This is a genomic window from Exiguobacterium sp. s36 (assembly GCF_018618345.1).
GTDB lineage: Bacteria > Bacillota > Bacilli > Exiguobacteriales > Exiguobacteriaceae > Exiguobacterium > Exiguobacterium chiriqhucha.
Genome location: NZ_JACSLW010000002.1, coordinates 74,769 through 89,350 on the forward strand (window position 1 = coordinate 74,769; position 14,582 = coordinate 89,350).

Here is a 14,582-nt window from a genome sequence, read left to right on the forward strand (position 1 = left end):
AACCTAATTAGGAAGTGACATGATTATGCCGAGACAAGACGCAGCCGATCAGTTCGTGAAACTGATCCCATTTATTCGCCGGAAGTTGTTACGTCGTTCCGACCTTCCGCAAATCCCAAACTTAAACTTTTCCCACTTTCATCTCCTCATGTTGATTGAAGATGAAGGCGCGGTCACGAACGGACACATCAGTGAGACGTTATCGATTGCCCCGCCGAACGTGACGCCGCTCATCACGAAGCTCGTCGATGAGGGCTACATCACCCGCGTCCCGGACGAACGCGATCGCCGCGTCATCTGGAATCAACTGACCGAAAAGGGCGAACTCGTCCTCCGCGAGCGTCGCGATTCGTTCCGTCGCCTGTTCGAGGACCGTCTCGCGTTTCTGAACGAGGAAGAGACGGACCGCCTGATCGACAGTTTGAAGACGTTGACGGAGATCGTCGAGAAGATGGATAAAAGCGAGGGATGATTTTTGCTCGTCAACATCCACGTCTTCTTATATAATCGAGGATGAATCAATCGAACAATGGAAAGAGAGATGACATGTAATGGGTCGTAAATGGAACAACATTAAAGAGAAAAAGGCGTCAAAAGACGCCAATACGAGTCGCATCTATGCGAAGTTCGGCCGTGAAATCTACGTAGTCGCCCGTCAAGGGGAACCAGATCCAGAATCAAACCAAGCACTCAAGTTCGTCGTCGAACGAGCGAAAACGTACAACGTCCCGCGCGCAATCATCGACCGTGCTATCGACAAAGCGAAGGGCGGCGACGAAGAGAACTTCGACGAGCTCCGCTATGAAGGATTCGGACCGAACGGCTCGATGCTCATCGTCGACACGCTCACGAACAACGTCAACCGGACGGCGTCTGAAGTCCGCGCCGCTTTCGGTAAAAACGGCGGCAACATGGGTGTCAGCGGGTCGGTCGCTTACATGTTCGACGCGACGGCCGTCATCGGTGTCAACGGCATGTCTGCCGACGATGTACTCGAACTCATGATGGAGCACGACCTCGACGTCCGTGATGTCATCGAAGAAGATGAGACGGTGATCGTCTATGCGGAACCAGAAGCGTTCCATGCCGTCCAGACTGCCTTCAAAGCAGCAGGCATCGAGACGTTTGAAGTCGCCGAGTTGACGATGCTGCCCCAAAACGAGATTACCCTCGACGACGAGTCGAAAGAACAGTTTGAAAAACTACTCGACGTCCTCGAAGACCTCGAAGACGTGCGCCAGGTATACCATAACGTTGAAGGATGACGAACGAGCGATAACTTTTCGGAGTTATCGCTTTTTTTGAACAATCGATTTGACAACCCGAAACACGTATGTTAAATTTCAAAAGTCTTTATCATATTAAAGTGATAACAAGAGAAAGAGTTTTGAATGAAAGGTGTTGGAAATGATGAATGCTGTCTTATTAGCTGTTATCGTATTATTCGCGCTCGCGATCAGTCGCGTGCACATCGTCTTGTCACTCATCCTTGCCGCCGTCGTCGGTGGTCTAGTCGGAGGTCTCGGATTCAATGAGACGTTGACCGCCTTCAGTGACGGGCTCGGCGGAGGTGCGACAATCGCCCTCAGTTACGCGTTGCTCGGCGCCTTCGCCGTCGGTCTATCAAAAACTGGACTCCCAGACATCCTGGCTGAAAAGTTAATCAGCATGTCAGGACGCGACGTCACTGGCAAAAGTGTGACACGGGTCAAGGCGCTATTGCTATCGTTCTTATTACTTCTAGCGATAAGTTCACAAAACGCGCTACCGATTCACATCGCGTTCATCCCGATCGTCATCCCGCCGCTCCTCGTGCTGTTTAACGAGTTGAAGCTCGACCGCCGGCTCGTGGCGACGATTCTCACATTCGGTCTCGTCACCCCGTACATGTTACTCCCGGTCGGATTCGGTGGCATTTACTTGAACGAGATTTTGCTGCCGAACGTGGAAACGAACGGCATGACCGTCGGTGATGTCAACATCGTCAGCATCATGGCCATCCCGGCGCTCGGAATGCTCGTCGGTCTCATCACTGCCTTCTTCCACTATCGGAAGCCGCGTTCGTATGAGACGATTCAACTCGGACCAAGCGACTATGAGGTCCGGACGTTGAGCCCGCTCAAGATTTGGCTCACGGCCGCTGTCATCCTCGTCGTGCTCGTCGTACAGCTTCAGACCGAGTCGATGATCGCCTCGGCCGTCACAGGACTCATCTTGTTGACGTTGCTTCGCCTCATCCCTTGGTCAGAGGCCGATGACATCTTCACGAGCGGCATGCGCATGATGGCTTTTATCGGTTTCGTCATGATCGCAGCGAGCGGTTTCGCCGCCGTCATTCGCGCGACCGGTGCCATCGAACCGCTCGTCAGTGGTGCGAGCGGCATTATGGGTGACTCACAATTCGTGGCCGCACTCGTCATGCTCCTCGTCGGACTCGTCATCACGCTCGGCATCGGTTCGAGTTTCTCGACGGTTCCGATTATCGCAGCCATCTTTGTCCCGCTCTGCATCCAATACGGTTTCTCGGTCGAGGCGACAATCGCCATCATCGGGACGGCCGGTGCACTCGGTGACGCCGGTAGCCCGGCGAGTGACTCGACACTCGGACCAACGAGCGGCTTGAACGCCGACGGTCAACACGATCACTTGCGTGAGACGGTGTGGCCGACGTTCCTCCACTACAATATCCCGCTCATCATCTTCGGCTTGATTGCCGCCATGGTACTGTAATCACTTCCGATTGCGCCGAGCGTAAATCGTGCCGAGCAAGACGAGCACGAGTAAGAACCAAATCCCGGTATACATGAGGATCTCGATAATCATTGCTAATTCCTCCTAAATGTCCATGTAAAAAGGAGCGACGAAATCGTCGCTCCTTTTTATGATGAAGTTTTTAGCTGTTGTTGACAAGTGTTCAAGTATCCGTCGACGGTATCCGCGACTTCGCGGCCTTCCCGGATTGCCCAAACAATCAAGCTTTGTCCCCGTCTCGCATCCCCTGCGACAAACACACCCTCGACGTTCGACGTATAGTCATGGTTCGCCTCGATGCCGACTTTCCGGAGTTCACGCTCCGGTCGTTCGAATCCGATGGCGACAAGCACGAGATCGGCTGGATACGTCTCGACCGAACCGTCGACGACGAAGAACGTCGCCTTTCCGTCCGGTTTGACGATTTTCTCCATCCGCTCCGTCTCAATCCCGACGACCCGGTCCCCTTGTTTGATGACCCGGTTCGAGCGAATCAAATATGTGCGCGGGTCACGGTCGAAGTGTTCGATTGCTTCCGCATAGGCGTAATCGGTCGATAACGTGTCCGGTTGGAGCGGCCATGGCTTCTCCGGCGCCCGGAACATGCCTTTCTCCGGATGCTTCCCGAACTGCGTCACCGACTTGGCTCCTTGACGGATCGCCGTCGCCACACAGTCCGCGCCCGTGTCCCCGCCACCGATGACGATGACGTCTTTCCCGTTGGCGTCGAATCGAGCGTCGAGCGATTTCCCGCCGAGCGAACGCGTCGACTCGGTCAAATAATCCATCGCCGGCTCGACGCCTGTGGCATCATCCCCATCGATGCCGAGCGTACGCTGTTTTTGAGCTCCCGTGGCGAGAATGACGGCATCGTACGTGTGACGAAGTGACTCGATGGTCACATCGGTCCCGACGTTCACGCCCGTCTTGAAGCGAATCCCCTCCGCCTCAAGCAGACGTACACGACGTCGGACGACATCTTTCTCGAGCTTCATATTCGGGATGCCATAGAACAACAGGCCACCCGCCTCATCCGCTTTCTCATAAATCGTGACCGCATGGCCGAGCTGATTCAACTGATCGGCCGCTGCGAGCCCGGCCGGCCCGCTGCCGATGATGGCGACACGGCGTCCGGTCCGCTTCACGACGTGACGAGGTTTGACCCAGCCTTCCTCGAAGGCGCGGTCGATAATCGTCCGCTCAATCGATTTGATGGCGACCGGGTCTTCGCTGATACCGAGCGTACAAGATCCTTCACACGGCGCCGGACAGACACGACCCGTGAACTCCGGGAAGTTATTCGTCTCCATCAACCGTTCATAGGCTCGATACCAGTCCTGATCCGTTACGAGCTTGTTCCACTCCGGAATCAAATTGTGAATCGGGCAACCGATCGTCTCTTGTCCAATCATATCCCCGACGTGACAGAACGGGGTGCCGCAATCCATGCAGCGCTCGGCTTGTTTGACGATTGGTCCGTCTTCCATGCGGGAAGCGTATTCTTTATAATCATGAACCCGTTCGACGACTGAGCGCTCCGGCAATGTCTGTCGTGGGATATCGATAAATTTATGTCTCATACTCCCCCTCCTTCAGTCACGACACGGAATAGTTCGAGGGCGCGGTCGGCGTCACTCAATTCCGGACGCGTCGCCTCGATGTGACGCATGACGTCAAGCACGTTCGCATAGTCACGCGGCACGATTTTGACGAAGCGTTTGCGTTCTTGCTCGAACGCCTCGAGCACAGCTCTCGCTTTGACACTGTCCGTATGGAACTGGTGCATCTCGAGCAGTGCATAAATTTGTTCGGCATCCTCGTCGGTCAACTCACGGTCGACCGAGACGAGTTCTTGGTTGACGAGCTGTTCGTACGCTTGGTCCCCGTACAGATAGGCGACCCCGCCCGACATCCCGGCACCGAAGTTACGCCCGATATCCCCGAGGACGACGACCGTGCCACCGGTCATATACTCACAGCCATGGTCGCCGACGCCTTCAGTCACGGCGACGGCACCGGAGTTCCGGACGGCAAACCGTTCTCCGACATGACCGTTGAAGAACGCCATCCCTGATGTCGCGCCATACAGGCAGACGTTACCGGCGATGACTTGTTCACTCTCTTCGAACGGGGCATGTTTCTCTGCGATGATGGCGAGCTTTCCACCGCTCAGGCCTTTGCCGACATAATCGTTGGCGTCACCGATGACCGAGATGGTGATCCCGTTCGGCAAGAAGGCGCCGAGGCTTTGTCCGGCCGAACCGCTGAGACGGAGTGAAATCGTGTCCTCGGCGAGTCCGACGTTGCCATGCACTTTCGTCACTTCATGGCCGAGCATCGTTCCGACGGCGCGGTCCGTATTGCGGACGCGCCCGACGAAGAACGTCGGTTGGAGCGATTTGATGGAACGGGAGACGGCCGGAATCAATTTGCGATGATCATAAGACTGATAGGCCGGATGGGCCAATTCCTCTTTCTCCGGCAAAGCCGTCGGAATCGACAGCATCGGCGTCAAGTCGAGCGTTTTCGCTTTCGGATGAGCTTGTTTCCAGGCACTCTCCTCCAACAAGTCCGTCCGCCCGATGACGTCACGAAGCGAGGTCGCCCCGAGCGAGGCTAAAATCTCCCGTACTTCCTCGGCGAGGAACGTCATCAAGTTGACGACATGTTCGGGCTTGCCCATGAACTTCGCACGCAACGCCGGGTCTTGGGTCGCGACACCGACCGGACACGTATCGAGGTGACACGCCCGCATCATGATGCAACCGAGCACGACGAGCGGTGCCGTCGCGAACGCGTATTCCTCGGCCCCGAAGATGGCGGCGAGGACGATATCGCGCCCGGTCATGAGTTTGCCGTCAGTCTCGAGCGTGACGCGACCCCGGAGCCCGTTCAACGCGAGCGTCTGGTGCGTCTCGAGCAGACCGAGCTCCCACGGGAGTCCCGTATGCTTGATTGACGTCCTCGGCGACGCCCCGGTCCCGCCGTCATAGCCGCTGATGACGATCGTATCGGCGTTCGCCTTGGCGACACCGGCCGCGATTGTCCCGACGCCCGACTTCGAGACGAGCTTGACGCTGATTTTCGCGTTCGGATTGACATGCTTCAAGTCGAAGATGAGTTGCGCCAAATCTTCAATCGAATAGATGTCGTGATGCGGTGGTGGCGAGATGAGTCCGACACCTGGGACGGAGCCGCGCACTTCGGCGACCCATGGGTAAACTTTGTTACCCGGCAGTTGTCCGCCCTCACCCGGTTTCGCCCCTTGCGCCATCTTGATTTGAATCTCATCGGCGTGATACAAGTACTCGGCCGTCACGCCGAAACGTCCACTCGCGACTTGCTTGATACGACTGACGCGTTCACTGCCGTCCTCATCAGGGGTGAACCGCTTCCGGTCTTCCCCGCCTTCCCCGGAGTTGCTCTTGCCACCGATTCGGTTCATGGCGATGGCAAGCGTCTCATGGGCCTCTTTCGATAGAGAACCGAACGACATCGCTCCCGTCTTGAACCGACTGACAATCGATGCGACCGACTCGACCTCGTCGAGTGGAATTGCATCCTGTTGTTTAAAGGAGAACAATTGGCGCAAGAATTGACCTGACGACTCATGGAGCTTGACGTAGGCATCGTAATACCGGCGCTCGTTCTCGCGGCAGGCTCGTTGCAAGAGGTGAATCGTCTTCGGATTAAAGGCGTGTTCTTCCCCATCGGCGCGCCACTGGAAGTCGGTCCCGGCCTCGAGTGGTCGTTCGCGTTTATAGGCGGATTCGTGCTGCCGGCGCGACTCGTCTTCAAGTTCGGTGAAACCGACACCGGACAACTGTGACGTCGTACCGCGGAAGTGACGCTCAATCAAGGCGCGGTCGATGCCGACCGCCTCGAAGATTTGGGCGCCACGGTAACTTTGGACGGTAGAGATGCCCATCTTCGACATGATTTTGACGATGCCGTCGACAGAGGCCGTCTGATAGCGGCGGACCGCCTCGTCGAACGAGTAGGACAGCTGGCCCGCCTCGATCGCCTCGGCGATGGTCGCATAGGCGAGATATGGGTAGACGGCGTCGGCGCCGTAACCGATTAAGGCGGCAGCTTGATGGACTTCACGAACTTCGCCGCTCTCGGCGACGAGACTGCATGATGCCCGTAGATTGACGCGAATCAAATGTTGGTGGACGGCGCTCAATACGAGAAGCGCCGGCATGGCGAGCATATTTTCGTTCATGTTGCGGTCCGACAAGACGATGACGTCGGCGCCGTCACGAATGAGCCCCTCGACTCGCCCGAACAACACCTCTAACGAAGCCTCCAAATCGTGCGTATATGACGTATCGACCCGTTCGACGCGCAACGTCTCGTTCACTTTTTCGAGCGCGGCCGCATCGAGGAACGGGTGCTTGAGCCAGACGCGACGGGCGTGACCACGGCCGTTATGGACCGGGTTCGCTTGTGGCCCGAGCCATGTGAATGTCGCCGTAACGATTTTCTCACGCAACGCATCGATCGGCGGGTTCGTGACTTGGGCGAAGTGCTGTTTGAAGTAATGGAACAAAGAACGTGGCCGCTCGGATAACACCGCGACCGGTTGGTCATGTCCCATCGACCCGATTGGATCTTTTTTCTCGAGGATGAGCGGGACGAGATATTGTTCAATGTCCTCTTTCGTGTATCCGAACGCACGCTGCTTCCGATGCAGGTCGGCGACGAACGGCTCGTCGACCGGTCCATCGCTGAGCTCGGTCATCTGCTTCAACCATTTGCCGTACGGCTCGGCCCGTGCAATCGTCTGTTTGATTTCCGCGTCCGGGATGAGTCGTTTCGACTCCAAGTCGATTAACAACAGTTGCCCGGGACGAAGTCGTTGCTTCGACTTCACGTTCTCGGCTTGAACCGGGATGACGCCGCTCTCTGACGATAAAATGAGCTCGCCATCGAGCGTCTCGATATAGCGCATCGGCCGCAGTCCGTTCCGATCCAAGATGGCACCGATTTGACGGCCGTCCGTGAAGACGACACCAGTCGGTCCATCCCAAGGCTCCATGATCGACGAATGATATTGATAGAAGTCTTTTTTGAACGGGTCTATTTTCACTTCCGCGAACGGCTCAGGGATGAGCATCATCGCCGTATGGGCGATGGAACGCCCGGTCCGGGTGAAGAACTCGAAAGCGTTGTCGAGCATCGACGAGTCACTCCCCGTCTCTTGGAGGACCGGGAACAGCTGATTCACATCCTCGAACAAATCGGTCGAGGTCACGCCTTCGCGGGCCCGCATCGCATCGATGTTGCCACGGAGCGTATTGATTTCCCCGTTATGGACAATCATGCGGTTCGGATGCGCCCGTTCCCATGACGGGAACGTGTTCGTCGAGAAGCGGGAATGGACGATGCCGAACGTGCTCTTAAAGGACGGCGCCTGCAAATCGAGATAGAAGCGCTCGATTTGTTCCGGCGTGAGCATCCCCTTATAGACGATCGTCTTTGTCGACAAGCTCGGCATGTACAGGTTCAACGCTTCGGTCTTTTCAATCATCCGCCGGAGCTGATAGAGCGTCCGCTCGTTCGAGTCATAGTCCGCGAACGGGCACGAGACGAACCATTGATAGATGGTCGGCTGTGTCACGCGGGCATGTTCACCAATCGCATGTGGATTGACCGGGACTTCGCGCCAGGCGATGGTCGCAAAATCGAATTCGTCGGCGATTGCTTCCATCTGACGTTGCTTGTCCCGAAGTCTCGACTCATCCGGTTGGAAAAAGACCATTCCGACTGCATAGCGACCTGGCGTCGGCAAATTCATCGTCTCCAGGAACAGTTCGTGCGGCAGCTCGGTCATGATGCCCGCGCCGTCTCCCGCATCGATGACCCCTTGTCCGCCACGATGTTCTAGCTTGCAGAGCATCGACAGCGATTTACTAACGATGTCATGTTTTTTCTCTCCATTTAGGTTGACATATAGCCCAATGCCACATGCGTCTTTTTCGAATCGTGAATCGTACAAGCCTGTTCGCTTCATCGAATCAACCCCTCTCTCTCGATCTTGTTTCGTAAATTTTATTTTGTTCTAAATATTCTGATAAATCAAGTGGGTTGTATACTATTCTGCATAACACAAATCGTCAAAGTCATAATTGAAAGCGGATTCATTAGCTTTATCAAGCTATTTATGAAAACCACTTATAATCTATAAAGAATAATTATCCATCAAATATATTAGTATATAGGTTCACAAGAACTTAAATATTCACAAGGAAAAGCGATAACCAAATTAGGCTACCGCTTCAACTTCAACCAACTTATTCGACCGTCTTGCGAGAATGGTGTAAAAATGCCCGTGGCTTCTTCCAAATGATCAAGCCTACATAACCGAGCGTGAGCAAAATCAAGGCACTGACGAGGACGACGTAAAGCGTTGCTTCCTCGATTCGAGCGAAGATGGCGATGTATGCCCAGACGAAGACGAGCAGATAGATGAAGTCACGATGCCACCACATGAAGACGAGTGCTAGGACGACCCCGACCATGAGCATGAGCGACGTCCAAGCAAGCTCGTCGAGTCCGAGCACGGTTGTGACCCGCTCCCGATTCATGACGACGAACACGTTGACGATCGTCGCGACGGACACCCAGCCGATATAAATCGAGAATGGGAACCGGTCGAGCCAGCTCGTCGACGTCCGGAAGGCGATGTAATAGAGCCAAGCGAGCGTCGCCAAGAACGCGACCATGACGACGAGCGAGGCGATGAACCACTCGTTCGTAAACGTAAGCAACCAAAGGCCGTTCAAGATACACGAGACGAGAAAGCCCGCTTTCATCCGATTGGCCTGCCGGTTCGCGACCGACCCTTTCTTCAATTGCAAGACGAGCCAGACGGCGAGCGCGACATAAATCACGCCCCAAATCGAGAACGCATAGCCGGCCGGTTTGAAGTAAATATCGATGCGGTCCGACACAGCAGCGTTTTCACCGCTCGCGAAGTAGTTGATGACGACCGTCGCCAAAAATGCCAGCCAGTTGATTAATGGCCATTTTGATAAGTCCATAATTAGGATCCTCCGAAGAAGACCTGACACCTCCTTTATTAGCATAGTTTTCTATACCCATGTGCCAACGCTCATACACATCCGGACTAGCTCTAGGAAGAATCGCTAATTACACAATAAAACGACCCCGGTCTCAACCGGAGTCGTTTCAAAGAAGCGGCAGTGTCACCGCATTCGGGATTGCCCATCTGAGTTCATGGACAAAAGGCATCAATTGTTTAAAAGTCGATCTCGTCCGGGTCTGGACCGAGACGGTCATGGGTCGCCACGGCATCGATTTTCGCCAAATCGTCCGCGTCGAGCGCGAAGTCGAACACATCGAAGTTCTCTTGAATCCGGTGCGGCGTGACCGATTTCGGAAGCGCGACGTTCCCCGTGTCCAAATGCCAGCGAAGCACGACTTGGGCCGGCGTCTTCCCATGTTTCTCAGCAATCTCGGCAAAGGCCGGGATATCGAGGAACTTCCCTTGCATGAGCGGGCTCCATGCCTCGACTTGGATGCCCTCGTCTTGGCAATATTCGACGAGATCCGGTTGCGGGAGTTGCGGATGGAGCTCGATTTGGTTGATGAGCGGCGTCATCAGGCCTTCCTGTTTCAACGTATCGAGATGATGCTCTTTGAAGTTCGACACGCCAATCGCCTTGATTTTACCGGCCTCATAGAGGTCAATCAAATCTTTCCATGCCTCGACGAACCCGTCGACTGGCCAGTGGAGCAGACAGAGATCTAAATAGTCAGTCTCGAGTCGAGCGAGTGATTCGTCAAACGCCTCTTTCGTCCGACGCTGGCGAATGTCTTCGTTCCAAATCTTCGACGTCAAAAAGATATCTTCACGAGCGACGCCTGATGTTTGAATCCCTTTGGCGACACCCTCTTCATTCTTATAGACGGCTGCCGTATCGATATGGCGATATCCGACTTTGAGTGCCTCGGCGACGGCCTGTGGCGCCTCCGTCTCGTTGTCGACTTGCCATACCCCAAAGCCGATCATCGGAATTTTGACACCGTTGCGTAACGTTGCGAGTTGCATACAATCATTCCCCTTTCCAATCTGTTCGAGCTGATTGTATCATACCCCTCATTCTATTTCGAAAAACTAAATCGTCAAATCTTTTCGTGTGAAGCGTCCATAAGATAGGAGCATGCTGACGACGAGAATCCCCGCCAACAAGAAGAAGGAACGAAGCGTGGAATCCCCTTGGATTTGTGCGTTGGCGTCAAACAACGAGAATATCGACAGCGCATTCAACCAGTCGAGTTGGTCACTAAATCCTGAGAACACATTCGCCATCAAGAAGAGGGCGAATATGCCTCCCGTGACCATATACGACCGTGAGCTGTCGTCGAACAGGCTCGCGAGCACATAAGCGAGCCTCCCAAGCATGAGCAGCAGCAGACCCGCGTTTAACTGCAGCGTCCACAATAAGCCAAGGTCAATCTGTAAATCAAACAAGACGTTGGCGAGCATCAGGCTGAGCCCGTTCAGTCCGACGAGCAAGGCTGACGCCATCAAGAGTACGACCAGACTGGCCGTCACGTAACCGCCACGCAAAATCGGTGCGGCCAAATAGAGCATGACCTCGCCTGAGTCCACCGGTTTGGCCATGAGCCGTGAGGCGAATGTGAGTGCGAACAGAATCGCCAACACGTAAAAGATGAGCCCATAGTAATTGCCGGCCAACAAGTTCATGACGTTGTCCATCGCCAAATTCGGATCGATTTTGAACACATCGAGTAGCTCAGGTGGCAACGAATCCAGTTTGCCTTCAATCAGCCCCGTCTCTTGGATGGACGGGAACACCGCCGCCAAAAAGAACAAGTAGAGACTCGTCCCGAGCGAGTATCCAAAAATCCAGCTCCGGTTTTGTTTGAACAGTGCCGCGATGAGAACCATTTAGTTCGCCTCCCCGTAATATTGCATGAACAGATGCTCAAGCTCGTCGGTGCCGCTCGACAACGATTGGACCTCGAAACGAGCGAGTCGATGAATCAAGCGGACGCCTCATGGCAACAGTTGGCCGGGCGGGGCCATCGACCCGGAGCTGTCGACCGATTCGTATTTACGGTACGTGCAACAAGCGATTTTATCCGACCCGGGCCTGTCGACGTCATCGATGACCGAATCGAAGCAAGACTATTTCCGATTTTTCTTGCACGGCATCATTCGGAAATAACTAAAAAGTCGCCTTCCCCTTCTTGTGTGTATAGCAAGGGGGAGGCGACTTTTTATATTTCGTTGTTATTTATCATTCGTTCTAAACACCGATTCCTTGATTGGATAAAGCGACAGGTCGAGCTCGCAATCTCCTGTCAGAACGAGGTCTGCGAGCACTTTCCCGATGAACGGACCGACCGTCAAGCCGGACGAGCCGAGACCGTTCGCGACGAGCAACTGCTCCGCTCCCGGTACGCGTCCGAGAATCGGAATCGAGTTCGGGGTGACCGGGCGAAAGCCGACCCGCGTCTCAATCAGTTCAGCCTCAGCGAGTCCCGGAGCCGATTCTAGCCCTTTCGAGAGCACTTCATGAATTCCGATTGCCGTCGGCCGTGCGTCGAACGCCTTGTCACGCTCATGCGTCGAGCCGATGACGATTCGTCCTTCTTCAAATCCGAGCAAATAGCGGCGCCGCGGCGGCATGACGACCGGCCAGTCGGAAGCATCCGTGTCCGGCAGCTGGACGTGCACGATTTGCGCTTTTTCGCCAGCGACACGGGCCGTATAGCCGATCGGCTCCATCAACTCGGGCAACCACGCCCCACAGGCGAGCACGATCTCATCCGCCTCAAAGCGGACACCGTCGCACTCGACATGATAGCCGTCCGCTTCGACGAGGACGGCCGAACCGTCAACCAAGGTCACGCCACGCTTCACGGCGACCCGTTCGAGGGCAGCTCGCAATTTCTCTCCATCGACACGAGCCCCGCCTTCGACAAGGAGGGCGTCATATTCGTCCGAGAGCGGTGGAAATAGCGCTCTCGCCTCTTCCGCTGTCATCCGGGTCAACTCCCCGATTTCTGGTGCTTCTTCCCGGCGCAGCGCCGTCCGTTCTTGCATCTCGTTCAATTTCTTGTCTTCATGCAAGGCGAGCGTCCCGACTCGTTTATAGCCGGTCTCGGTCTCTCCTTCTCGTTTCAAGTCATCGACGACCGTCGCATAGTAGTGAGCGCCGCCTTTGGCGAGCGCGTACCATGCCTTATTGCGACGCTGGGCGATCCATGGGCAGACGATTCCTGCTGCCGCGTCGGTCGCACGGCCCTTTTCTTTCCGGTCGATGACGGTGACGTCGGCTTTCCCCGCCAAATGATACGCGGTCGAGATGCCGACGATTCCTGATCCAATCACAATCACTTTTTTCATAACAGTTGCGCCCTCATCGGTTCGATGACGGCTTCACATCCTTTCTTAAAAAAATCACCGGCCCGAGGGCCGATGATCAGTCGCGCATGGCGAGGCGATAGAGTAAATCGAGTAGTTCAATGTAGAGCCAGATGAGCGTCACAATCAAACCGAACGCTGCCAACCATTCGAGCTCTTTCGGAGCCCGGCTCTCAACTTGACGCGCGATGTAATCGAAATCGAGTACGAGCGCGAGCGAGGCGATGATGACGATCACAAACTGCACACCGATCGCAAGCGGTGATGAGCCCGTCATGAACGGGAGCCCTGAACCGAAGAAACTCATCCCGATTTGGATGAGATAGAGCAACATGACCGTAAAGATTGCGGCCGTGACGCCGGCACGGAACTTTTGCGTCACTTTGACGAGACCCGTCGAGTAGACGAACCACATCGCGAACGCGACGATGAACGTCGTCAACACGGCACGTCCAACGATGCCCGGAAGCATCGCTTCGAAGAAGTACGAAATCAACCCGACGAACACACCTTCGACGATACCATACAATGGCGCAACGACCGGTGCCGTTCTCGGTTTGAACGTGATGACGAGTGCTAACACCAAACCAAGGATGAGTGAGCCGATCATGAGCGGGAACAACAACGCCTCCCCGATTGTCGGCACGAGCATCCACGTCGTCCCGGCGGCTGCCGTGACGAGCAAGAGTAACGTGAACACTTTCGACCACGTACCGGCTTTCGTCATCGGTGTGGCGCTATAAGCTGTTGTCTCCATTGATTTACGGAGAATTGGATTCGATTTAAGCTTCAACTGTCGTTAACCCCTTTATTCTATTTTCAGTGTTTAGCCATGACCTTGATGAATTCGCGCATATAGTCAGGCAGGTCAGGCGGACGGCGGCTTGAGACGATATGACCGTCGACGACGACTGGCTCATCATGCCAAATCGCACCCGCGTTTTCCATATCATCTTTAATGCCCGGCGTGCTCGTGACGTTGACACCATCGAGAATCTTCGCTGAAATCAACACCCATCCGGCGTGACAGATTTGACCGATCGGCCGCTTCTCGTCATGCATGTAGCGGACGAAGCCTTTCACCGAATCGAATCGGCGCAACAAGTCTGGTGACCAGCCACCCGGGACGAGGATAGCGTCGTACGATGAGATGTCGACGTCATCGAACGCAATGTCCGATTTGGCCGGAACGCCGTATTTGCCGATATAAGCATGATCCGCCTTTTCACCGGCCAGGATGACGTTTGCGCCTTCCTCGCGTAACCGATGGACCGGATACCATAATTCTAAATCTTCGAAGTCGTCGCTGACGATTTGCAGAACGTTTTTACCTTGTAATTGCATCGAATCCCTCCCTTTATTTGTCTTTCACAAGTATACCCCATAAGCTACGTGGCGAAAACAGTGA

At 54.9% G+C, this 14,582-nt stretch carries 11 protein-coding genes; 3 read left to right on the forward strand and 8 right to left on the reverse strand.

What is annotated here, in order from left to right:
• Positions 1–25 precede the first annotated feature (25 nt).
• From KNP95_RS05840 to KNP95_RS05850, 3 genes are all read left to right on the forward strand, one after another.
• Positions 26–472, forward strand: coding sequence for a MarR family winged helix-turn-helix transcriptional regulator (locus KNP95_RS05840; protein ID WP_138859482.1), 447 nt, complete (start codon positions 26–28; stop codon positions 470–472).
• Positions 473–551: 79 nt separating this feature from the next.
• A complete protein-coding gene (locus tag KNP95_RS05845) occupies positions 552–1,265 on the forward strand; it encodes a YebC/PmpR family DNA-binding transcriptional regulator (protein ID WP_138859483.1) in 714 nt (237 codons plus the stop codon).
• A 145-nt stretch (positions 1,266–1,410) separates the two neighbouring features.
• The gene (locus tag KNP95_RS05850; RefSeq protein WP_214719677.1) at positions 1,411–2,730 is read left to right on the forward strand and encodes a Na+/H+ antiporter family protein; all 1,320 of its coding nucleotides are present in this window, start codon (positions 1,411–1,413) and stop codon (positions 2,728–2,730) included.
• 149 nt (positions 2,731–2,879) lie between these two features.
• Here the strand turns inward: KNP95_RS05850 and KNP95_RS05855 are convergent, their stop codons facing one another.
• The 8 genes from KNP95_RS05855 to KNP95_RS05895 form a co-directional block, all read right to left on the reverse strand.
• Positions 2,880–4,331 carry a glutamate synthase subunit beta gene (locus KNP95_RS05855; RefSeq protein WP_214719678.1) on the reverse strand — a complete coding sequence of 484 codons (1,452 nt, stop codon included), beginning with the start codon at positions 4,329–4,331 and terminating at the stop codon, positions 2,880–2,882.
• Positions 4,328–8,767: a glutamate synthase large subunit gene (gltB, locus tag KNP95_RS05860; protein WP_214836064.1), complete on the reverse strand. Its 4,440-nt coding sequence runs from the start codon at positions 8,765–8,767 to the stop codon at positions 4,328–4,330. The genes KNP95_RS05855 and gltB overlap by 4 nt, the downstream gene beginning before the upstream one ends.
• 280 nt (positions 8,768–9,047) lie before the next feature.
• A complete protein-coding gene (locus KNP95_RS05865) occupies positions 9,048–9,797 on the reverse strand; it encodes a TspO/MBR family protein (RefSeq protein ID WP_214836066.1) in 750 nt (249 codons plus the stop codon).
• 218 nt (positions 9,798–10,015) lie between these two features.
• Positions 10,016–10,828, reverse strand: a complete 813-nt coding sequence (locus tag KNP95_RS05870) for an aldo/keto reductase (protein ID WP_214836067.1) — start codon at positions 10,826–10,828, stop codon at positions 10,016–10,018.
• Between the two features lie 66 nt (positions 10,829–10,894).
• Entirely contained in the window at positions 10,895–11,692 is a 798-nt protein-coding gene (locus KNP95_RS05875; protein ID WP_214836071.1) for an ABC transporter permease subunit, read from the reverse strand.
• Between the two features lie 345 nt (positions 11,693–12,037).
• Complete coding sequence (locus tag KNP95_RS05885) at positions 12,038–13,156, reverse strand: NAD(P)/FAD-dependent oxidoreductase (protein WP_214719684.1); 1,119 nt, start codon at positions 13,154–13,156, stop codon at positions 12,038–12,040.
• A gap of 76 nt (positions 13,157–13,232) precedes the next feature.
• On the reverse strand, positions 13,233–13,967 hold the full coding sequence (locus KNP95_RS05890; protein ID WP_214836074.1) for a Bax inhibitor-1/YccA family protein: 735 nt from the start codon (positions 13,965–13,967) through the stop codon (positions 13,233–13,235).
• Positions 13,968–13,993: 26 nt separating this feature from the next.
• Complete coding sequence (locus KNP95_RS05895) at positions 13,994–14,518, reverse strand: type 1 glutamine amidotransferase domain-containing protein (RefSeq protein ID WP_021067315.1); 525 nt, start codon at positions 14,516–14,518, stop codon at positions 13,994–13,996.
• Positions 14,519–14,582: the final 64 nt, after the last annotated feature.